We start from the raw sequence: 19,898 nt of genomic DNA, 5'->3' as shown, positions 1-19,898 counted from the left end.
GATCGCGTTTTGGCACATTCACAGCCGACATGCGGCAGCCGGTAACTCACCACATGGTGAGCAACCAGGAAACCTTCCGGCCTACACTTTCTCCCGGAGCGCGCGTGCTGCAGCAACCATGTTCATGAGGGCAGGGCGGACCTCCTCCCACTTGCGGGTTTTGAGGCCACAGTCCGGGTTTACCCACAGTTGGGCATCGGACAGTCGCTCGCGGGCAAGCATGACGAGATCCGAAATCTCGCCGACTTCCGGGACCCGTGGTGAGTGAATGTCGTAGACTCCGGGCCCGATTTCATTCGGATATTTGGAGCTCGTGAAGGCGTCCAGCAGTTCCATTTTCGAGCGCGACGTCTCAATCGAAATGACATCCGCATCCATTTCAGCGATCGCGTCGATGATCTCGTTGAACTCCGAATAGCACATGTGGGTATGGATTTGAGTCGCGTCCTTTACACCCGTTGAAGCGATCCGGAAGCATTCGACAGCCCAGTCGAGATAGTCGTTCCAATCAGACTGGCGCAGTGGCAATCCTTCGCGAAACGCGGCCTCATCGATCTGGATCATCCTTGCGCCGGACCATTCGAGATCCGTCACTTCGTCGCGGATGGCGAGCGCGATCTGGCGGCATGCTTCGGAGCGGGGTACGTCGTCGCGAACAAATGACCAGTTGAGAATGGTCACTGGGCCTGTGAGCATTCCCTTCACAGGGTTTTCCGTAAGCGACTGGGCGAACTGCCACCAGCGCAGCGTCATCGGATTGGGCCTCGATACGTCGCCGAAGATGATGGGGGGCGCACGTAACGCGACCCATAGCTCTGCACCCAGGCATGCTGGGTGAAGGCGAAGCCGGACAGCTGCTCGCCGAAATGCTGTACCATGTCGTTTCGTTCGAACTCACCGTGCACCAGCACGTCCAGCCCGATCTCTTCCTGCCAGCGAATTGCAGCCTCGATCTCCTTCTTCAGGAAGGTCTCGTAGTCGACATAGCTCAGCTGGCCCTTCGCATGAGCGGCCCGCGCCCTGCGTACCTGCGGCGTCTGCGGGAAGGACCCGATGGTCGTCGTCGGGAACGGCGGCAGCCCGAGCGTGCCGGCCTGGACTCTGGAGCGCTCGGCAAAAGCGCTCTCTCGTCGCTTCATGCTGTCGTCAATGCTGGCGATCCGCCCCTCAACCAGCGGGTCATGGATCTTCGTGGATGTCACGCGAGTGGCGGCAGCCTCGGCAGACGCTTTCAACGCGCCTGCCACCGCATCCCTGCCTTGGGACAGGGCCCGGGCAAGCAACACCAACTCGTCGGTCTTCTGGGCCGCGAAGGCGAGCCACGACCTGATGTCCGCGTCGAGTTCCGTCTCCATGCGGAGGTCGATCGGCACATGCAGCATCGAGCAAGAAGGCGCGATCTCGACGCGGTCCAAGGGCCAGCCGGCGACGATCGGTTTGATGCGGTCGAGAATGGCGGGCAGGTTCGCACGCCAGACGTTGCGGCCATCGATCAAGCCAAGCGAGAGCACCAGATCCTTCGGTGCGAGCCGACCCACCGTTTCCAGCTGCTCGGGAGCGCGCACGAGATCAATATGCAGCCCGGCCAGGGGCAGAGAAACCGCGGTTTCGAGATTGTCTCCCAGCGGCCCGAAATAGGTAGCCAGCATGATCTTCAGCTCGGGCGCGGCTTTCGACAGCTGGCCATAGGCGAATTCGAACGCAGCTCGTTCGTTCGGGTTCAGATCGAGGACAAGCGCTGGCTCATCGATCTGCACCCAATCGGCGCCCGACAGCTTCAAGCTCCGCAGGAGTTGCTCGTAGACGGGCAGAAGCCGTGGTAGGAGCGCGATGGGATCGAAGCCTTCGGCAGGCGATTTAGCCAGCTTGAGGAAGGTGACCGGTCCAAGGATGACTGGGCGTGTGTGAATGCCGAGGGCTTTAGCCTCGAGGAAGTAATCAACCGGCTTCGTCGACGAAAGAGCGAACGTCTGATCATCGTCTAGTTCCGGCACAATGTAGTGATAGTTGGTGTCAAACCACTTGGTCATTTCCATCGCGGCTACGCCAGGCCGATGAGCCGCATGCTGGTGACCACCGTGCCCACAATCCTCCGTCTGACCTTGGTTGCCGCGCGCCATAGCGAAGTAGATGTCGAGTGGGACCTCGCCGCCATTCCAGCCGTAACGGGACGGAAGGGCGCCGACCATGGCTGCGGTGTCGAGCACATGGTCGTAGAGCGAGAAGTCGTTCGACGGGATTTTCGACACGCCGCGATCGCGTTGCTCCTCCCAGCTAGCGGCACGGAGCGCCTTCGCCGTCGTGAGAAGGTCGGCAGCGGACGATTTTCCGGACCAGTAGCTTTCAAGCGCGAATTTCAGTTCTCGCCGACGACCGAAGCGGGGCACGCCGAGCGTTGCTACAGGAATTTGCTGAGAGACAGTCATGCCAGACCCCGATGGTTGGGGCGTCGGTGACAAGGAAGGCGCTAGCAGGCCGGCACGAACGCCAGGCTGCAGCGGCCACCGAGACACCCCGCCCGTGGACGTAATTCGCCGTGGCAGGTCTCCTGGCTCGCGGGGTCATAGCCTCTACCCGTCTTCCCAAGGCTATTCGCCTCAGTGACATGAGTGGGGTTGGCTCGCCGCTAACAGTTGCGGGGGCAGCGCCGGCATCGCACCGGCTTCCCTCTTAGCTCCGCTGCGGCAGCGCCGTACGGAGAACCACGACGCGGGAGACAATTACAGCAGTTCGCTTCTCTGTCAACGCCGCATAAAGAAATGTTTATGTCGTTATGTTAAATTTCCGTTGGCATGTTCCAAAGGTCGCCTCGAGAGCGAAAACTGTGGAAGCCTTGAGCGGCCCGTAAATCAAAGCAATGACGCACGGCGCCCTTGTCCAGGAGGATAGGAGTTCGTCGGCTGCCGGCAGCAAACATACCGGCAAGCGCCGTGGTGCTGCTTAGCGCATCATGCGAACCACCTCGGCGTCGAACTTCGGCTCCGAGGTTCCGACCGCTTCGTTGGTGATCTGCTCGCGACCAATTCGGCTCAATGGCGAGGCTGTTGCCCATGTGGAAGCTGTTGGCCGTGATGCCCTCGGTGATATGACACAACGATTTCGGGGGGAGCACACCGGGGCCAGGCGCAGCGGCGTGTTAAGTGATCGAGGCCAATGTCTCGAACTGCTTGTTCGCAGCCCACCGGCTCAAGGTAACCCGGCTCAAACCACCGGGCCAGCTCAAGTCCTGTCCAAATGAGGCCTGAGCGGCAAATCGTCGTGCACGCGCACGGTTTGGCGTTCGATCTTGTGATGCGTCTTGGGCGGACAATCGCCACGGTGCAGCGCGCAGAAGCGGTCCCCAATTGGGAAGCCGAGGGCGGTGAGGGCAAGCCAGCGCCACAGGCGGAAGGGGACTTGGACCTGTTTGCCGTGCTGGACCACAAGTTCGCGACACAGGGCCTCAAGGAGAAGACCAAGAGTGATTATGCGCGGGACCTCGCCAAATTCATCAAAAGCAGCGGGCAGTCAAAGTTCGGCGTCGATTGACATGGAGATAGCCATCGCGGCGGACCGCCCAGGCGGACCGCAAGCCGGAATACAACCGGGTGCAGGCGGCCAAGCTCGTCCACAAGATGGCGTCGGGCACACACCGGCGATGGGAGAGCGGACCGTGGAGTGCAGGAACTTCACGCCTATCCACGCTCCCGTGGACGTGTCCTGCGGCACATCGGCAGCGATATTGAGGAGGCAGTTGAGCTTCTGGTCGAGCACTCTTACCTGCCACCACCTACGCTTAACGTCATCTCGTACTGAAAACGCACCACGCAAGGTCGAGATGTAACATGCGCCCTTCGTGGATGGTTCTAAGCTTCCTCGGGCGCGGTCAATCTGTGATAACGGTCGCTTGGAACCTCCATCACCGCGACGCGATCAAGGTTGGCGTATCGCGCTCGGTAGTAACCTTCTTCCTCCACTTCGGCGAAACTACACTGGGGAACGTCAAAGGTCGCAGCTTCCAATCCGAAGAAAGTCGTAGCGGTTTCTTCATCCAAGAAGTTCCACTCATCTTCTCCGTCGTCATACGTGACGCGAACATAGGAGGCCATGCGCACGGCTTCCTGATCACCCATCTCTGCGATGATGGCATCGCATTCTTTCTTCAGCTTTCCTGAAACCTCACCCTTATCCCAGTCATCCAAAGCCCGATAGATTTCTGGATGATAATACTCTGGCATCTCCTCTACATCGTCACCGACAAGCTCAATGGTGCGGACATATTGCGGATTTACCAAGAGTATTTTGTTGTCAAGGCTCCAACAATACAGCCATGGCCTGCTTGAGTTATTTCTACGAAGATTATGAAGTTCCTTCAACTGACGTAAAATCGATTCACGCGCCTTTTCATCGATAGGATATTGGCGGCTGCCAACAGTCGTCTTGATTCTGAGCGTGCCGTATCGCGTTTCGGCATCGGCAATTGCAAACGGGCTCGTGCGCCACTCCTCGACATCAATCTTCCAGCCCAGCAGCTCCTCGACCGTGCATTTCAACGTGAGACAAAGGTCCTTGATCTGCTCAACGTTCAACTGCGTTTTGCCTGTTTCCCAACGGCCCACAGTCTGTTGCGTCGTTGCCATCTGCTCTGCCAAATCTTTTTGAGTCATGCCCAGTCGAACCCTAAGCTCTTTCATGTTCATAACTCACCTCGCGTGTTCAACACACGCATTGTGGATGAATTAATCTAACACGTCAAGCGTGTTTAAAAATCGCAGCATGTGTTTTTAGGGCGTCTTCGAGGCTCCGGCAGCCGTTCGTGACCACTTGCGCAAGACACAGGGCTGGTACACAGCACGAATGGGCGATCAAAAATTACTGCTGAAATTCAGATAATTATTGTGGGCGAGTCTGGATCTCTCTGATCGACACGATAGTCGACCATCACCATGATCGGACCGCTTCGTGGCCGCAGGTCAAGTTGCAGCGTCGGTTCGCTGAACTTGTTGGTCGGATCCAGATTGAGCGTTTCAAAATCCGGCTGACGCAGAAGGATGCCCATCAGTCCCCCAATCACAACCAGCTGGCGGACGAGCAAGGCTCCCGAAACACCTTGGATATCCGCCAGTTCGCCCCAAAGCCAGCTTCCCGCCGCCATGCCGCCGTATGTGGCCGTCTGATAGAGAGAGGGGGCGTCCAACCACCCACCGCGGCGCCGAAAGCTGCACTGTGACGTTAAACAGCGAGAATGATTGAATCCAGGCCGCACCGGCTGGCATGAGGTTGAGACAGCTCAGCCCAACGTGCTCACTCCATGCCCGAAAGAAGCAGCTGATCGCCAATACAAAGAACGCACCGCGAATGACCCATTCGTTGGAGAGAACTTCTCGGACCCGCCCGATGAGGAGCGCGCCGCAAATCGCTCCCAGGCCGAAGAAGCCGAGCATCACGCCGTAGGTGACTGCGGTCCCTTTGATCTGTTCGCGAGCGACCAACGGCAGGAGAGCCAAAATGACAACGGCGGTGAGGCCGAAAATGAAACTCCGGCACATCACCTTGAGAAGGTTCGGCGACAAGAGCACGTAACGGAAGCCCGCCGCCATCGCACTGCCGAAAGCCTCCCGCGGCAGCGCTTGTCGTGCCCGTTCGGCTTTCCATCGCAACAGCGCAGCGATCAGAGCGAAGTAGCAAAGGACGTTGAAGAGGAACGCGAAGGCCGCACCGGCTGTGGCCACGATTATGCCGCCAATCGCCGGCCCGATGCTGCGCATGAGATTGTAGCTCATGCCGTTGAGCGCAAACCCCGCTTGGCAGGTGTTCGCGAGGCAGGATATCTCCCATGAAGGCTTGCCAAGAGGGATCGTGCAATGCCCAACCACAGCCGATTAGGAAGGTGAGACCCAGAAGGGTCCAGGGTGTCATTCCCCGCAGAGGTCAGGAACGCCAGGAAGGCGGATACGCGGACCATCAGCAGTTGCGCAGTCAACATGATCCGGCGACGGTCAAACTTGTCCGCGAGCGCTCCCGCCGCGAGCGAGAAGATCATGTAGGGGAGGGTGGTCGATGACTGGACGAGCGCCACCATTCCATGGGAGGTGGCGATGCTCGTCATCAGCCAAGCTGCCGCCGCACCTTCCACTAGGGTGCCAAGGTTCGAAATGAGTGCAGCCGACCATAGCGAACGGAAGGTCTTGTGCTCAAAAGGGACGAGTGAAGATGTTCTCTTCGCCATTGTGGGAAGCCTCGGGATTGACCGCGGGGCTGGATTTGTTTCGCCTCACTCAACCATGGCCTCGCCGTACAAGCCAAGCTGCCACAGTGCGCGCCTGCTAACCCAGAAAACTTGGCGGCCTTACAGGCATGCGCAGGACGCGCGAAGCCGCTCAAATCCCCCAGATGGGTCAGCCATCGAAGACCGGCATCACTTGCCCGTTGAGCGGCTATACGATAATGCTCCGCGCTAAGCAGGAAGCGCCAAAAATTCGAGCGGCGACTTCATTCTCCTATTCAGGAAGGAACTATGAGGCGGCAGACGCGACCATTCACCGTGGAAGTCAAACAAAAGCGCAATTATCAAAAATCCGCACGTTCCATCTGGGGCAATTTCGACATCGCCGCGGCGATGGCCGAGACAACAAAGGAAGTCGAGCCGTTAAATCGTCAGCTTGTTGACTCTACTGTAGTGGTCCTTGATGCTGAACCTTTGCACGAACCGCGAGTGGAGCATTTCATGGCCAATCCCCTGGAAACCGAGTCAGCAGTAGTTAGCGAACCGGCAGACAAAACGGAAACGCCAAAACCGAAGGCGAGAGCGCGGCGGTCGAGGAAGCCAGAAGCTGAGGCGAGCTCGCCTGCCCGCAAGAACGGCGCCAAGCCGATATCCGCGGCCACTGAAGCACCGCCGTCAGCGCGAACAGGCCGAAAGAGCTACTCCGCGAAGGATCGTGCCCAGAAGCTGGCGCAGATCGAGACCTCGATCGGCGGCGGCGCTACTCTCAAGAGTGCGGTGAAGCAAGCCGGCATCTCGGAACAGACATATTATCTTTGGAAGAAGGCGGCGGCGCCGGCGGCGGACAGTGACGGGCTGAAGGATCTCGTCGCGCTCGAGGAAGAAAACAAGCGGCTAAAGAGCCTGCTTGCCGATCGTCTCCGCAAGGAGAATGCGGAACTGAAGAAAAGGCTCGGGCTGGATTAAGAAGGGTGGGCAGCTGGTTCTTGGCTCCCCACCTACAGCAATACCGCCTGCTCGGCCTCTCGGCGCAGATTCTGCCTTGGCCTTGGGCCGATCTGCTGGATGACCAGCCCGGCTGCCAGCGAGCCGAGATCGCCGCACTGCTTCAGGCTGCGGCCTTGCGTGTAGCCGTAGAGGAAGCCGGCGGCGTAGAGGTCGCCGGCGCCTGTCGTGTCGACCAGCTCGCGGATCCTGGTGGCTTCGATGGTCACGGTCTCGTCGCCGCGCACGATCACCGAGCCCTTTTCCGAGCGGGTGACGGCGGCGATCTTGCAATCCTTGCGGATCTGGGCCAGCGCCTCGTCGAAGGACGCGGTCTGGTAGAGCGACTTGATCTCGTGGCTGTTGGCAAAGACGATGTCGACGGTGCCGGAGCGCATCAACTCTAGGAATTCGTCGCGGTAGCGGTCGACGCAGAACGAATCCGACAATGTCATCGACACTTCGCGCCCGGCGGCGTGGGCGAGCTTCGCCGTCTGCCGGATCGCCTCCTTGGCGCGCGGCGGATCCCACAGATAGCCCTCGAAATAGGTGACCGCGGCGCCCGACGCCTTGTCGGCCTCGACGTCCTCCGGGCCGAGCTCGACGCAGGCGCCGAGATAGGTGTTCATCGAGCGCTCGCCGTCCGGCGTGACGAAGATCATCGAGCGCGCTGTCGGCGGTTCGCCGTTAAGCGGCCTGGTGTCGAAGGCGACGCCCTGGGCATGGATGTCATGCGCGTAGATTTCGCCGAGCGCGTCGTTGGAGACCTTGCCGAAGAAAGCGGCGCGGCCGCCGAAGGAGGCGACACCCGCCGCCGTGTTGCCGGCGCTGCCGCCCGAGGCTTCAATGGCCGGGCCCATGCGGCTGTAGAGCAGTTCGGCGCGCCTCGTGTCGATCAAATTCATTGCGCCCTTGATGATGCCGTTGGTCTCCAGGAACGCCTCGTCGCACTGGGCGATGATGTCGACGATGGCATTTCCGATACAAAGCACGTCATAGTCCGGCATAATTCATGTCTCCGCCAAAAAACCCACCGGCTTTCTGGCATGCCGGCCGCGGGCGGGTCTGGCCAGTGGGAATGGGCTTTCCGCTTGCCAATCCGTTCGGCGCCAGCCCCTCACGGGGCGGCAAGTCCTGCCTCACGACGCAATTCGTCGGCCCTGTCTGTCTTCTCCCAGGTGAAGTCAGGCTCTTCACGGCCGAAATGGCCATAGGTCGCGGTCTTGCGGTATATAGGGCGTAAGAGATCAAGCATCTTGATAATGCCCTTCGGTCTGAGATCAAACAACTCAAGAATGAGGCGCTCGATCCTTCTTTCCTCAACCCTCGCTGTCCCGAACGTGTTGACCATGACAGAAACCGGACTGGCCACGCCGATTGCGTAAGCAAGCTGCACCTCGCAGACGTCCGCAAGTCCGCTAGCGACGATATTCTTTGCGACATACCGGGCCGCATAGGCAGCTGAGCGGTCAACCTTGGACGGGTCCTTTCCCGAAAAAGCGCCGCCGCCGTGACGACCCATCCCACCATACGAATCGACGATGATCTTGCGTCCAGTGAGACCGCAGTCGCCGCGCGGCCCGCCGACTACGAACCTCCCCGTCGGGTTGACCAGAATTCTGATGCCTTCCGTCTCCAGGTGGGTCGGCAGGACAGGCTTTATGATTTCCTCAATGACGCCCTCGCGGACCGTCTCTTGCGAGACCTGCTCGTCATGTTGGGTCGATACGACGATGGTATCCAGGGCGACCGGGCGCAACCCCTCATAGCGCACTGAGACTTGGGATTTCATGTCAGGACGCAACCAGCCAAGCTGTCGTGCTTTCCGGACATCTGCCTGTCGTTTCGTCAAGCGATGAGCGAGCTGGATCGGCAAAGGCATCAAGGTATCGGTTTCGCGGCATGCGTAGCCGAACATGAGGCCCTGATCTCCCGCTCCCTGCTGGAGGTCCTGCCCTCGTCCCTCGTCAACGCCCTGGCTAATGTCGGGCGATTGCTCGGTGAGTGCATGAACGACGGAGCAACGCCGGCCGTCAAAGCCGACGGCCTCATCGTCGTATCCAATATCGAGAATCGTATCGCGCGCAACTTGGCTATAATCCACCCGCGCATCGCTGGTAATCTCGCCAGCCAGAACGACTATCCCTGATTTTACCAACGCTTCACAGGCGACGCGCGCCTTGGGATCGGTGCGGAGGATGGCATCGAGGATGGCATCCGAGATGTTGTCGGCCAACTTATCCGGGTGTCCCGCGCCAACCGATTCGGAAGAGAACACGAACTGCCTAGCCATGAAATGCCTCGTTTCGGGTGTTGGAGTTGTATGGGGCATTTTGCTTAGCCCACCTGTTGGTGATGCCCGGGACCTCGAACGCAGCACACAAATCGGCAACGTCTCTTCGCACGCAGGCATGGAGATCTTCGTCATCAGGCCGCCGGAGGACGCAGTCAATGAAGCCAGCAATTTGCACCATTTCCACATCGCGCATGCCCATGGACGTCACTGCTGGCGACCCCAAGCGAATTCCGCTTGTGACCGCCGGATCCCGCGGGTCGCCAGGCACCATTTAAAGTTCGTAATGATGCCTGCCTTCGCTAACCGCTCGGCATAGGCCTTGCCTGATAGTGGTCGATCGCGAAGATCAAGGATCAGCATGTGATTGTCAGTGCCCCCGGTGACCAGGTCATAACCTCGGTCCAGAAGCGCGTGGGCCAGAGGCCGCCAAGCGAGACCGTCCGCAAGTGTCGGGCGGCGCGATGGCGCCGTCGGCGGAGTTGTCCATGGTGGTTTCGCGCTCCAATTGGATCTATTTCACGGTCAAGCATGCGATCCCCTTCGACGGCGCGTCTTGTGTCGCTTCGAGCCGTTGAAGGTCTCGTTTGTGATAGCCATCGCCGTGGGGCAGGAGATCAACCAACAACTGAACCAGCCCGCCGTCCTTACCTGCTGCTTTGAGATGGTACGAGCACCACGGGCGTTGTTCGTTGCAGTTAAGAAAGTCGGCTCTGGCCAGCAGCCGGACGTGTCGTACAACGTGCTCACGACGCAGACCCAGAATCTCCGCTAGCTGGCAGACAGTTAGGTCCGCGTGCGCGCAAAGACCTAGGATTCGAAGGCGATCTAAATGCGCTGCCGTCCGTAGGCGACTGACCAGTGTCAGCATTGGTCAGGACCAAGCCACTTGGAAAGCCTGGGCACTCGTCCTACTGAATTTGTCATTTCGCGTTCTCCACAGATGTTGCGGCTTTCGAACCAAATTATATAGTTGATTGTCCACCGACCGGACCATGTCGGTGGCCGTGAAGATACTGTTTTGAGCCGATATGGCTGTGTCGAACAAACAAGATGGGCGCTCTTCTTGCCATTGCCTTTAGCCGAAAATTGCACGCAGTTCGGCGGGTCGGAGAATAAGCGGCGCCACGGTTTGGACCCCACTGACCTCAGACGTTGCAATAAGCCTACCATTCACAGCGAACCGGAGTTGCTAAGAGTCTATGAATTTCCTTGAAGGATCTGTTGCAACGTTTGCCCAGCCCGCTCGTGCTCCCGGTTTGCAGCGGTCAATCTCGAGCAGACTGACCGTGATGCAAAGATGACAAAGAAGGTTCCCTTTCAATCCGATCTTCTTCCGGCGCCAAGGGATACGGCCTCGTCCCGTGTAGTAAAGCGTAGTGAGAAGATTCCATGTGCGGTCAGCTTGATCCTGGATTTTACGCTCGCTGGACTGCTTGATTTTGCGGGGAATGGTGACCCTATCGTCCAGCACGTCCTCCCAAACGAGCTGAGCTCAAGGAGGCTCATGCCGTCGAATGGTGAGATTTTGCGGGGCTCATCGGCTTTGAAATATGTGTCGATCAAGTGCCGCATATCAGCCTCGTAGCCCTTCAGATCGAGGCTTTCGTTGCTGGCCAGACGCACAGTGTCCCGCGCATTCAGGTAATGCTCGACCTGTTTCTTGATGCGGGCAACGTGGGCGTTGTTGTAGCCTGCGGCATCCATTTCATCCGCGATATTAGCATACGCCCGCAGCAGCCCTGCGGTTGCCTTGTACAGGGCCGCGCGCTGAGGTTCGCGCTCTTTAAGGTCTGACGCGATTTCGGTGTTGCCGCAGAAGAAGTGGATGTATTCCAGTTCTCCTTTCGGCGGCTCCACACGCTCGCAAAGCAGGACAATGCGTTCCAGGGTTTGATCGAGACGTTCTTTTCCTTTTTTCAGACGGTCCTTTAGCAGCACATCCGGAGCCGGCCCGTCGTCGGAATGATCAAGTTCCGACGTATAGACCGCGATCGCATTCTCAACCTTTCTTGAACAGGCCCTTGTAGGCGACGATATAACCGAAATCCTTGTCCTCGCCGTCAAGCCGATTGGTCCGGCAAATCGCTTGGAACAGGCCGTGGTCCTGCATAGACGTGTCTATGTAGACATAGGTGCAGGGTGGCGCATCGAAAGCTGTGAGCAGCTTGTCGACGACCACCAGCAGCTTCATGTTCGCCGGCTCCTTGGTGAAAAGAGCCTTGGCCGCCTCCTCGGTTTTGGACAAACCGCCCATGGCCTCAACGCCCTTCAGCAACTCGGTGTAGGTGTTGTAAATGACCTGCCGGTCGATATCGGTGTTGGCGCCCGTCTCTTCCTTTGTGATGTCCTGCGCATTCGGATTGTACGATGTGATCAGGGCGCACTTGTTGCGGAACGGGGTCTTTTGAAAAAGCTCGAAGTACTTGCAGGCTTCGTAGATGCTGGAGGCCACGGGAATTGCGTTGCCGCGTTCGCTTGACAGGCGGGGCTTCACGCTGAAATCGAAGACGATGTCGCTGACGACACGATCGATGCGGGATCGCGAGCTGAGCACGTTTTACATCGTGCCCCATTTCTTTTTTAGCTCATCCCTTTGCCAGTCATTCAGGGCCTTGGTTTTGGCATCGAACCACTGATCAATTTTGTCCTCTGAACCCAGGCGCTGGTCGATATCGCGTGCTTCATAAACGAGGTCGAGAACGACTTCGTCCTCCACCGCCTCGCTGAATTTGTAGGTGTGGATGATGTATCCCTTGCGCACAAGGTTGCGCCGGAGTTCGGCTTCGGCGTTGCCGCGGAAGAGAACGCCTGCGGCAGAATGCGGGCGCCCTTACCGGCGCTCTTCAGAGACCGGACGATGTGTAGCAGGTAGGCGTAATCGCCCTGCTTGGCGGGCGGTACGCCGAACGACTTAAAGCGATCATGCTCATCATGAAGCGGGTCAAGCCCGGTGCTCCAGCGCTTGTCGCTGAAGGGCGGATTGGCGACGACGTAATCAAGGGTCTTGAGCGCATCGCCGTCGCGGAATTTGGGATCGGTGAGGGTGTTGCCCTGCATGATCATCGCGGTGGGTGTGTTGTGCAGGATCATGTTCATGCGCGCGAGACCGCTGGTGGCCGAATCCTTCTCCTGCCCGTAGAGCGTGACATTGATCCCGGCCTCGTCGGCCTGCGGCTGACTTCGGCGGGGGTGTAGAACTGGCCTTTGCTCTTTCCGCTCTCAGTCGCGAAATGGCGCATCAGATATTCGTAGGCATCGCCGAGAATGTCGTCGCCATCGGCGCTCGTTGCTGCCGAACTGGTAACGTCCGGTCATCAGCACATCCGGGGCCATGTCGCCGGGGCATCGCTGCCCCCATATTCTTCCGCGGCCTTGCGGAATAGCCGCCATAACATCCTTTGGAATATCGCTTCTTTTCATCATCCCCCTTAATCACGTACATTCACTGCAACAGGTTCAAGTCGAGCAGCGACGGGGCATACTATTCGATAAAGCGCCGGGCATGCTTCATCCCGTCTCTGAGTTCCGCTTCGCTAATTTCGTGAGCGCGATGGATGATCCCGTCACGCCGCCCGACCAACGCACTCAGATTGTCGCGGTGGGACAGCCGTTGCGGCGCGTGCAGCACCCCGATCCGTTGCAACGCAGCCTGCAGAGCGCCGAGCGCTTCCCGGCGGCCGAGCGTCTCAGTGCCGTTTTCGCGGAAGGCTGACAGCGCCAAATCTTCCCGCCGCTCAAACAGCCCATAGAGGAACATTTCCACAGCATGCACGGTCGCTATGGCAGCAAGCCGCCGATTATTGGTGCCGCCTTCCAGCTGCAGCTCTTCTGCCTTGCGGAAGAAGTCGCGCGCCATCAGGAGAAAGCCATCGACCTGCGGCAGCATCTCGTTTTGGCGCGCGAGATATTCAAGCATCAAGGCCGCGACAAAATCCTCTGCCCACGGCTCTGCCTGCCAGCCTCCCAGCACGGTCTGACCGGAGACCAGCCAGGCATCTCCAGCCGCCAGCACGTGGGGCACGTCATCGACAAAATCAGACCGGCGAATAGCCTCCATCGCGAGTGTCGTGGCGATGACCTCGGGATCGTCGTCGCCCGCGTCGCGCGCAAGCGCGCCTGTGTCAGGAATAACTTGTGTGATCAGCCATGACACGGCTTTCCGAATTGCGTCGTGGTAGCGGTCATCGCCAAGCCGCTGAAGGGCGACTGTCGCAAGGGCCGTGGCGCGCAGGCCGGGCCGGGGAACCCCTTCTCTAGTTTCATTCCAGTAGCCCCCACCCTCCTGGCGGCGCACGAGGCGATCAGTCAGGACCGCAATTTCCCGGCGCAGATCGCCGATAAGTTTCGGGCTTCGCGAACAGCGCCAGAGTGCGTAGCCGATATCTTCAACCGGGGCGGCGGCTTCTCCCTCGCCAGTGCCGAGCGCGATCATACCGTTGCGCATTCGGCCAGCGCGCCGTCAAGGCGCCCCGCTTCCGTCGCGCTGCCGTAAAGGTCCAGGAACCACGCCAGCGAATAAGACCAGTCGGCAGGCAAGTCCTGCCCATTGTGATCCCTTGCGACGACGGCCACGACGGCGTTGCGGCCTTCGGGCGTGCGGGGCTCTATCCCAAGGATCGGGTATAATTCGGGTGTCGGCTGCTGAAGGATACGCGCCGGCACGAGCGACAGTGCTTTCTCCAGCGAGGGAGGAAAATCCTCCAGTTCTTCGGCCAGTTCGGCAGCTTCTCTCCTTCGTCCCTCGCGGCGCGCTTCTACATATTCTGCCGCAACCACGGCAACGGTGCGCTGCGCCCGTTCAGCGGTGCCGGTGGCAATCAGCTTGGCCGGAATGTCACCATCCTTGATCGCCCAGTGCGTACGGTGCTGTTGAACTGTTGAATGCCCAGCCGGTCCGCAATTCTCAACACCGCTGACCGGTCGAGAAAGGCATGTTCCGGATCGGGCTCGAAGGTGAAGGCCAGTTCGTGTCCGCGCCGAACGATATTGCGTATGCGGCCGTCCCGGACCACGCGCGCGTGCGGGCCTCCCGCCCCGACTTCGTACATCAACAGCGCCGGGTTTTCCTCCAGCCGGCGCAATGTTTCAGGGCGCGCGAGGTCGATAGCCTCGGCCTCGGCGCCGCTATATTCCTTGAACCGGTCAATGGTTGACGTGAACGGCGGCGTTTCCCACCACTCGCCGCGGCCCGAGACAAGCAAGTTAAACATGGCACACCACCGACCTCACGCCGCCTTCTCCATAGACCACTTCACCCGTTCGGCGAGAAAGGCGGCGAATGTTTTCACATTCATATTGCCGCTCGCCTCCTCCAGCCCTGCGAGGTAGGCCTTCCGGTCATCGACTCTGACGACTGTCCAGGGGTAACCGCCTGAAGCCAGCATCGCGTTCATGAGGAACCGCGCCATCCGTCCGTTGCCGTCCGGATAGGGGTGCACATAGCCCACAAGCCAATGCCCCAGCACGGCACGCACGGAGGCCTCCTTCTCCGCCTCCAGCAGGTCGAACAGCTCATTCATACCATCGGCCACCGCTCCGGTACGCGGCGGCACGTGCTGCGAGCCGCGCAGGTACACAGGGTGATTGCGATATCCCGCAAGCGCGCTGGCTTTGAGGATCCCGGCGGTCACTGACGGCGCGAACAGCTCCCGGTACCACTCCCGGTGAGTGTCCCGCGTCAACGCGCCGGCTGGCTTGCCGTTGATGATCGCGGCAACAGAGTCTTTGACCTTCTGGAATGCGAGGTAGTAGCCACGCGCGGCAAGCGCATCCCGGTTCTTGCGGTCCTCTTCATCAATCTCCGGATTCCAGCTCCCCTCGCGCACCCGGTCGATGAGTTCCGGGGTGACGCTGTACCCTTCTATCGACAGCGAATGGTAGGCGTCGCTTTCGTAGATATCCTCGACGAACTTCATATAGGCGTCTTTGTCGGACGGCAGTCCGGGTGCCTTCGGGAATATCTCGATGATGGCTTCGCGCTGCGATTGCCAGATCGCGCGCAGGCGGGCGACCAACGGCGGTACGCCCGTCGCAATGGTTGTCACTCCAATTTGTCCCGCGAACGGATCGGATTCGCGCACGTCATAGCCGGCGGCTTTGAAGGCGGCCACGATTTCATCGGCAAAGGAGGCGCGTCCTACGCGACGGAAGGCCCCCGCAAGCCGTCCCGCCACGGCGGAATGGCCGCCATCAAGCAGCAGGGCCAGAATGGTTGATACGTCGCGCACCGACGCCATGGCGATCTGCATCTCGATAGGGGCGCGCTGGAAGAACGCTTCCGGCACCCGGGTAAGGGCGGCCTCGACAGTGAACACGCGCTGGCCGTTTTTCTCTGTCAGTTCGGCCGGCATCTCCTTGACCTTGAGGTCATAGAGCGAAGTGCCGAACAGCAGGTCGATTTTGTTATTCGTGCCTTTGGGGGTGTTCACCACCACCTGAGGCGGAATAGTGGGCGCTTCCGCGTGCAGAAGCAGCGACTGCTCCGGTGACAGGAACCAGTACTTGCCGAACCGGTCATTGCAGTAAAGGGAGCAGAACTCCCAGAAGCTCGCGTACCAGGGGGTGGTGTCTTGCTGCTGTGCCTGCGGGCCGGTCGACATGAGCCAGCCTTTGATAACATCGCGCAGGAACCCGTTCTGCAGCAGCCGCTCCCGGTGGACGCGGGTCAGCTCATCTGATTTGAATATGCGCCGCCCACCCTCCTGCAGCTCTTTGAGGACGGCCAGTGATACAGCGAGTTTTTCATGGGGCTTGGCCATGGCCGTGCCTTTGCAACTTTTTTAGAGCTGTGCGATTGCAAGTATATAGTGCTGATAGGCGACAAGTCAATGATGCTGTGGAGTTGCAAGTTTTTTAGGTCGTGCGATAACAAGTTTTTTATGCGATAATCGGCAAGTGCGATCGTTTCCATAGCCGCGCGAAGGATCGTTACCCGGATGAGCCGAGACCCAGCTCCCTCTTCTCGGACGAATTCCGGCGTGACGAAATCGGGAATGGCTGCGCCGAAGCTTTCGCCGTCGCGTTGCAGCTTGCCTCGAAGGATCTCGCGGCCGAGGTTCTCGCGGATGGCGACGAATTCCATTTCGGGGGTGATGATGCCGGTGCGCGCATAGGCAAGCTGGGTCACTGCCTTGCCCGACTTGGCCCTGAGCGGCCGGTTGCGCACGGGAAATTCCGGCGTCAGGCGTTCGCCCGTCGCGAATCCGTTGTCCTCCGGCCGGACATGGCGGCCGTCACAGCCCTCGACATCGCCGCGCGCCAAAATCCATTCGTGGCGAAGTCGGGCCAGGCCTTTTTCGATGCTGGTTTCGACAGTCGGGTCGGTATAGGGGCCGGACGGATCGTAGACGGTGACGGGCGGTTCGCCGGCCGTCGGGTGGACGGAGATTTCGCGCATCGGCACGTTGATGTGCGGATAGAGGACGCCGGACCTATGGATTTTCCGTGAGGCAGGCAGCGGTCCCGTCGAGACGGCGGGGCTGAGGGCATTCATCTTGAGGCTCCTTTGCTCGTTGCATTGGAAACCCAGTTCTGTGCCGGGAGGATGAAAAGACGCTTCTGTCGACCTGCCGAAACAGGACCTCGGGCGTAAACTCCCGCAAAGCGCTTGCACCGTCCCTACGCCAGTATGAACTGGATCAGGTTCAACGGGTCACTGCGCCGCGAAAGCCAGCAGTATCTCAGCCCCTTGCCGGGACTCCCCTGGTGAATGCCTCAAATTGAGCGGGCCGGAACTATCTCGTCAAGCGCATTCGGCCCGCGCCGGTGATCGTCGGGCGATCGGCGGCCAGGCGCAAGATCGGATGGAGCGTCGCCTGAGAATCGTCTGTTCCTCGATCAGCCTCGCTTATGCTCTGGAGCTTGTTCTCTCGCGCCCGAATTTCCGCGGGGATGGCTGAACGGAGGCGATCCATTTGCGATTTTCAAGTGCGTCGGGCCGCACCCCCACAATCGCTCAACAAGTCGAACACGTCTTGACCCGACTGGGCCTTCAAGTTCGGACCTGAAACCTGGCCGGGTACTGCTGGATGGCAGGGTCCGTCAAGCGGGCGGAAGGGATGAGGAAATGAAAGAGCTGCAGATCAAAACACAGCGATGAATATCGCCTGCGCGATCATCCGGACCAGATCTGATATGAAACATCGTCCGGCCCCGAGATCGAGGCTCCAATCTCGTATAGCTTCCATGCGACGTTCTCTTGGAGTGTTGCGGGATTGGTCCGCTCAACCGGATCTCGGAGCTCAACCCTTTCATCCGTTAGAATGAGCGTTCGAAACGCAGGATTCCGCCGACACTGCTCTTCTTGTTGGCGTTGGTCCAATTCACGTTGGAAGCGTCCAGCTTGCCGACGGCGAAGTTACCGTATCGGCCATAGTCGAGTTCCGCCGTAACTGTGAAATCTGGAAGAAACGCATAGGCGACGTTTGCAGCGACACCATGGTTCTTGAGCTGATCACCGGAGAGCTGAAGCTTGAACGAAGTTGTCTCGTTGAGCTCGTAAGCGGCGCCAGCCCAGAAAGCCCAGTTCCCGCCCCAAATCTTATAGAAGCCGCGACCATGAGCGTCGATCGCGTTCGTGGAGTCGTCGTTGAGCTTGCCCCTGGAACCGTAGCCGAACATTCCGAACAGCAACAGTTTGTTGGTGACATTGATGTCGACACGGACCTTGGCGGCCACCGATTCGTAGTTGCTATCGTAAGCGGCAACGCCGGTGATCGCGCCCCAGCCATGTGTGTATTTCAAGCCGCCGACTACGTGCGGAGCGTAGCTGTCGATTGTGCCGACCACGCCCGAGCCTTCTTCGAGCGAAACCACGGCCGAAAAGCCGTTCCCGACGTCGAAGTAGTACTGAACCACATTGGTATCGAAAGGGCCGTACGGAACCGGCGTCTGGTTGAGTACGTCACCCGCGCCGCCAATAAACATGTCGAAGGCCGACCAGTCCTTACCAACTCGGAGGTCACCAAGCTGAATCCAGGCGAAAGTCAAAGTGCTGTCTCCGTTGAAGGCATAGGGCCGAGAACTGTCCGAAACCGAAGCGCCGCGGTTGCCGAAGTTCATGCGGGTTTCGGTGTAGGTCTTCAACGTGCCGAGTTCGGTCTCCTGGCCGGTCCAAGTTTTCAATGTGAAGCGCGTGTTGTTTTGCCATGTGCCCTGATCCTCACCAGTCCTCACATCCGAGGTTCTTGCGTGATCAACCAATCCGACATGGCCCAAGCCGACGTCGTAACGGACATAGCCGCCGATGCGCACGCAGGTCTCAGTGCCTGAAATGTAGACGTAGCCCGAGCCGTAGACGTCGCAGACTTTAACGTACTCAGTCGGGTCAGGCTCGGCAACGGCGGTCACGGCGCGAGCGTCGGAAACGGCAATCAGTGCCGCAGTTGAGCCGAGGAGGAGGCTCCTAATGTTCATTGTTGATCTCCGTTCAAAGAGTAAAAGGAATGGACGTCAGTGATGAACTCTTGCTAAGGAAACAGTCGATAACGACGCGCATTGAGTTGAATTTGAGCAGTTTTAATGCGCTCGTCACGCCAGATATTCATCAAAAATTGAGAATATGATTGGGTGTTATTGTTACAAATATGCGATTGTTATTACAAATATAATAATCGCCGAAACGACGCCATCCAACATTTCTGTACAAATCATCCCCGTCATCTCCGCTAGTTGTGGGCGGGCCGTCACAAAGGCTTCTACTGCAAATGACGTGCCATCCTGACGACGCAGCTGCGGCTTGAAGCTCAAGTGTGCCGGCGGACCTTGGTTCGCTCTTCCTTCCTTTTTGCCTTGCGGATCAACCCAAGCACGAACGGCAAACGTTTCGGCTACGGTTCGTCTGTTCGCTTCGCGACAGTTTCGTTCAATGGCGACAGCTTTGTTTGCTGTGAGCCCCGACGTTGAGACATCATGCGGCGGCACCGCTCGGTACGACGCCGTCATTTTGGCGAGCGCGATGATCGGTAATCACGCGCTGACGCGCAGCCTTGCCTCCACCACGGAGTCAGTAGGCGCGCCGGCCTTGGCATTGCGGCCGACCTGACGGTCGCGTCGAGCAGCCTCTCGTCCTGATAGACGGCGCGCCACAGCTAATGCTTCTTGCCAGCAATTCACACAACGAGCTCATCGAGATGCCAGAGATCACTATGGGGCTGCGCTAGCTGGCGAGCAAAGTCTGGTCCCAACGCCGTGTTATCTCGTTGGATGCGGCAGCCGCGCTCAGCAGAATCTACTCGACCAGGCGCAGGCTGAAGGGAAGGGATGGTGGAACCAAACGGTGCGCGTGAGGGTCGCGGCGGGAACAGCCATGGCCAGTCGCTGACCGTCCAGCCAAGACTGAACGGCCGCTATTGCTGAGAAATACAAGTTTCGAGCCCAAAGCGGAACGGACTGACATAGCGCAAAGACACAGGC

General features: G+C 59.1%; 15 protein-coding genes, 5 pseudogenes and 2 riboswitches. Of the genes and pseudogenes, 2 read left to right on the top strand and 18 right to left on the bottom strand.

The window, feature by feature from the left end; translation table 11 throughout:
- Positions 1–81: 81 nt before the first annotated feature.
- A pseudogene (metE, locus tag NKI01_RS23385) lies at positions 82–2,426 on the bottom strand (5-methyltetrahydropteroyltriglutamate--homocysteine S-methyltransferase).
- Between the two features lie 95 nt (positions 2,427–2,521).
- Positions 2,522–2,722: riboswitch (cobalamin riboswitch) on the bottom strand.
- Between the two features lie 551 nt (positions 2,723–3,273).
- On the opposite strand from metE, the gene NKI01_RS23380 reads away from it, so the two are divergent.
- Positions 3,274–3,528 (top strand): hypothetical protein, encoded by a 255-nt coding sequence (locus tag NKI01_RS23380; protein WP_352964749.1) that lies wholly within the window; start codon positions 3,274–3,276, stop codon positions 3,526–3,528.
- 317 nt (positions 3,529–3,845) lie between these two features.
- Here NKI01_RS23380 and NKI01_RS23375 read toward each other — a convergent pair whose 3' ends face one another.
- Entirely contained in the window at positions 3,846–4,679 is an 834-nt protein-coding gene (locus NKI01_RS23375; protein WP_352964747.1) for a helix-turn-helix transcriptional regulator, read from the bottom strand.
- Between the two features lie 212 nt (positions 4,680–4,891).
- Positions 4,892–6,208 (bottom strand): annotated as a pseudogene (locus tag NKI01_RS23370) (MFS transporter); the annotation flags it as partial.
- A 288-nt stretch (positions 6,209–6,496) separates the two neighbouring features.
- On the opposite strand from NKI01_RS23370, the gene NKI01_RS23365 reads away from it, so the two are divergent.
- Complete coding sequence (locus NKI01_RS23365; RefSeq protein WP_352503101.1) at positions 6,497–7,171, top strand: transposase; 675 nt, start codon at positions 6,497–6,499, stop codon at positions 7,169–7,171.
- Positions 7,172–7,203: 32 nt separating this feature from the next.
- Here the strand turns inward: NKI01_RS23365 and NKI01_RS23360 are convergent, their stop codons facing one another.
- The 15 genes and pseudogenes from NKI01_RS23360 to NKI01_RS23290 all read right to left on the bottom strand — a co-directional run bounded on the left by NKI01_RS23360 (position 7,204) and on the right by NKI01_RS23290 (position 19,427).
- Positions 7,204–8,196, bottom strand: a complete 993-nt coding sequence (locus tag NKI01_RS23360) for an adenosine kinase (RefSeq protein WP_352964745.1) — start codon at positions 8,194–8,196, stop codon at positions 7,204–7,206.
- Between the two features lie 110 nt (positions 8,197–8,306).
- Positions 8,307–9,482, bottom strand: a complete 1,176-nt coding sequence (metK, locus tag NKI01_RS23355) for a methionine adenosyltransferase (protein ID WP_352452623.1) — start codon at positions 9,480–9,482, stop codon at positions 8,307–8,309.
- A gap of 52 nt (positions 9,483–9,534) precedes the next feature.
- Positions 9,535–9,911, bottom strand: a pseudogene (gene glyA / locus NKI01_RS23350) (serine hydroxymethyltransferase); the annotation flags it as partial.
- A gap of 891 nt (positions 9,912–10,802) precedes the next feature.
- A complete protein-coding gene (locus tag NKI01_RS23345) occupies positions 10,803–11,423 on the bottom strand; it encodes a hypothetical protein (RefSeq protein ID WP_352964743.1) in 621 nt (206 codons plus the stop codon).
- A 61-nt stretch (positions 11,424–11,484) separates the two neighbouring features.
- Complete coding sequence (locus NKI01_RS23340; RefSeq protein ID WP_352964741.1) at positions 11,485–12,039, bottom strand: type I restriction enzyme subunit R domain-containing protein; 555 nt, start codon at positions 12,037–12,039, stop codon at positions 11,485–11,487.
- A gap of 3 nt (positions 12,040–12,042) precedes the next feature.
- Entirely contained in the window at positions 12,043–12,201 is a 159-nt protein-coding gene (locus tag NKI01_RS23335; RefSeq protein WP_352773157.1) for a hypothetical protein, read from the bottom strand.
- A gap of 149 nt (positions 12,202–12,350) precedes the next feature.
- Positions 12,351–12,638, bottom strand: a pseudogene (locus tag NKI01_RS23330) (HsdM family class I SAM-dependent methyltransferase); the annotation flags it as partial.
- Positions 12,578–12,724, bottom strand: a complete 147-nt coding sequence (locus NKI01_RS23325) for an N-6 DNA methylase (RefSeq protein ID WP_352964739.1) — start codon at positions 12,722–12,724, stop codon at positions 12,578–12,580. The pseudogene NKI01_RS23330 and the gene NKI01_RS23325, both read right to left, overlap by 61 nt.
- A 242-nt stretch (positions 12,725–12,966) precedes the next feature.
- Complete coding sequence (locus NKI01_RS23320; RefSeq protein WP_352964737.1) at positions 12,967–13,917, bottom strand: prenyltransferase/squalene oxidase repeat-containing protein; 951 nt, start codon at positions 13,915–13,917, stop codon at positions 12,967–12,969.
- Positions 13,914–14,261 carry a hypothetical protein gene (locus NKI01_RS23315; protein WP_352964735.1) on the bottom strand — a complete coding sequence of 116 codons (348 nt, stop codon included), beginning with the start codon at positions 14,259–14,261 and terminating at the stop codon, positions 13,914–13,916. The genes NKI01_RS23320 and NKI01_RS23315 overlap by 4 nt, the downstream gene beginning before the upstream one ends.
- Positions 14,262–14,302: 41 nt before the next feature.
- On the bottom strand, positions 14,303–14,686 hold the full coding sequence (locus NKI01_RS23310) for a hypothetical protein (RefSeq protein WP_352964733.1): 384 nt from the start codon (positions 14,684–14,686) through the stop codon (positions 14,303–14,305).
- Between the two features lie 24 nt (positions 14,687–14,710).
- Complete coding sequence (locus NKI01_RS23305; protein ID WP_352964731.1) at positions 14,711–16,243, bottom strand: Fic family protein; 1,533 nt, start codon at positions 16,241–16,243, stop codon at positions 14,711–14,713.
- Positions 16,244–16,419: 176 nt separating this feature from the next.
- Positions 16,420–16,977: pseudogene (locus NKI01_RS23300) on the bottom strand (phosphomethylpyrimidine synthase ThiC); the annotation flags it as partial.
- Between the two features lie 104 nt (positions 16,978–17,081).
- Positions 17,082–17,198, bottom strand: a riboswitch (TPP riboswitch).
- A 543-nt stretch (positions 17,199–17,741) separates the two neighbouring features.
- Positions 17,742–18,899, bottom strand: a complete 1,158-nt coding sequence (locus tag NKI01_RS23295) for a porin (RefSeq protein ID WP_352964728.1) — start codon at positions 18,897–18,899, stop codon at positions 17,742–17,744.
- A gap of 162 nt (positions 18,900–19,061) precedes the next feature.
- On the bottom strand, positions 19,062–19,427 hold the full coding sequence (locus tag NKI01_RS23290; RefSeq protein WP_352474850.1) for a hypothetical protein: 366 nt from the start codon (positions 19,425–19,427) through the stop codon (positions 19,062–19,064).
- Between the last annotated feature and the right edge of the window lie 471 nt (positions 19,428–19,898).

It is taken from the genome of Mesorhizobium sp. M0815 (assembly GCF_040319995.1).
Taxonomy (GTDB): Bacteria; Pseudomonadota; Alphaproteobacteria; order Rhizobiales; family Rhizobiaceae; genus Mesorhizobium.
Note: the sequence above shows the minus strand (reverse complement) of the source record. Positions and strands in the feature narration are given on the sequence as shown.

Coding starts and splice junctions, on each gene's coding strand:
- NKI01_RS23375 (WP_352964747.1), bottom strand. CDS start 4,679: ATGAACATGAAAGAGCTTAGGGTTCGACTGGGCATGACTCAAAAAGAT.
- NKI01_RS23365 (WP_352503101.1), top strand. CDS start 6,497: ATGAGGCGGCAGACGCGACCATTCACCGTGGAAGTCAAACAAAAGCGC.
- NKI01_RS23360 (WP_352964745.1), bottom strand. CDS start 8,196: ATGCCGGACTATGACGTGCTTTGTATCGGAAATGCCATCGTCGACATC.
- metK (WP_352452623.1), bottom strand. CDS start 9,482: ATGGCTAGGCAGTTCGTGTTCTCTTCCGAATCGGTTGGCGCGGGACAC.
- NKI01_RS23325 (WP_352964739.1), bottom strand. CDS start 12,724: ATGCGCCATTTCGCGACTGAGAGCGGAAAGAGCAAAGGCCAGTTCTAC.
- NKI01_RS23320 (WP_352964737.1), bottom strand. CDS start 13,917: ATGATCGCGCTCGGCACTGGCGAGGGAGAAGCCGCCGCCCCGGTTGAA.
- NKI01_RS23305 (WP_352964731.1), bottom strand. CDS start 16,243: ATGGCCAAGCCCCATGAAAAACTCGCTGTATCACTGGCCGTCCTCAAA.
- NKI01_RS23295 (WP_352964728.1), bottom strand. CDS start 18,899: ATGAACATTAGGAGCCTCCTCCTCGGCTCAACTGCGGCACTGATTGCC.
- NKI01_RS23290 (WP_352474850.1), bottom strand. CDS start 19,427: ATGACGGCGTCGTACCGAGCGGTGCCGCCGCATGATGTCTCAACGTCG.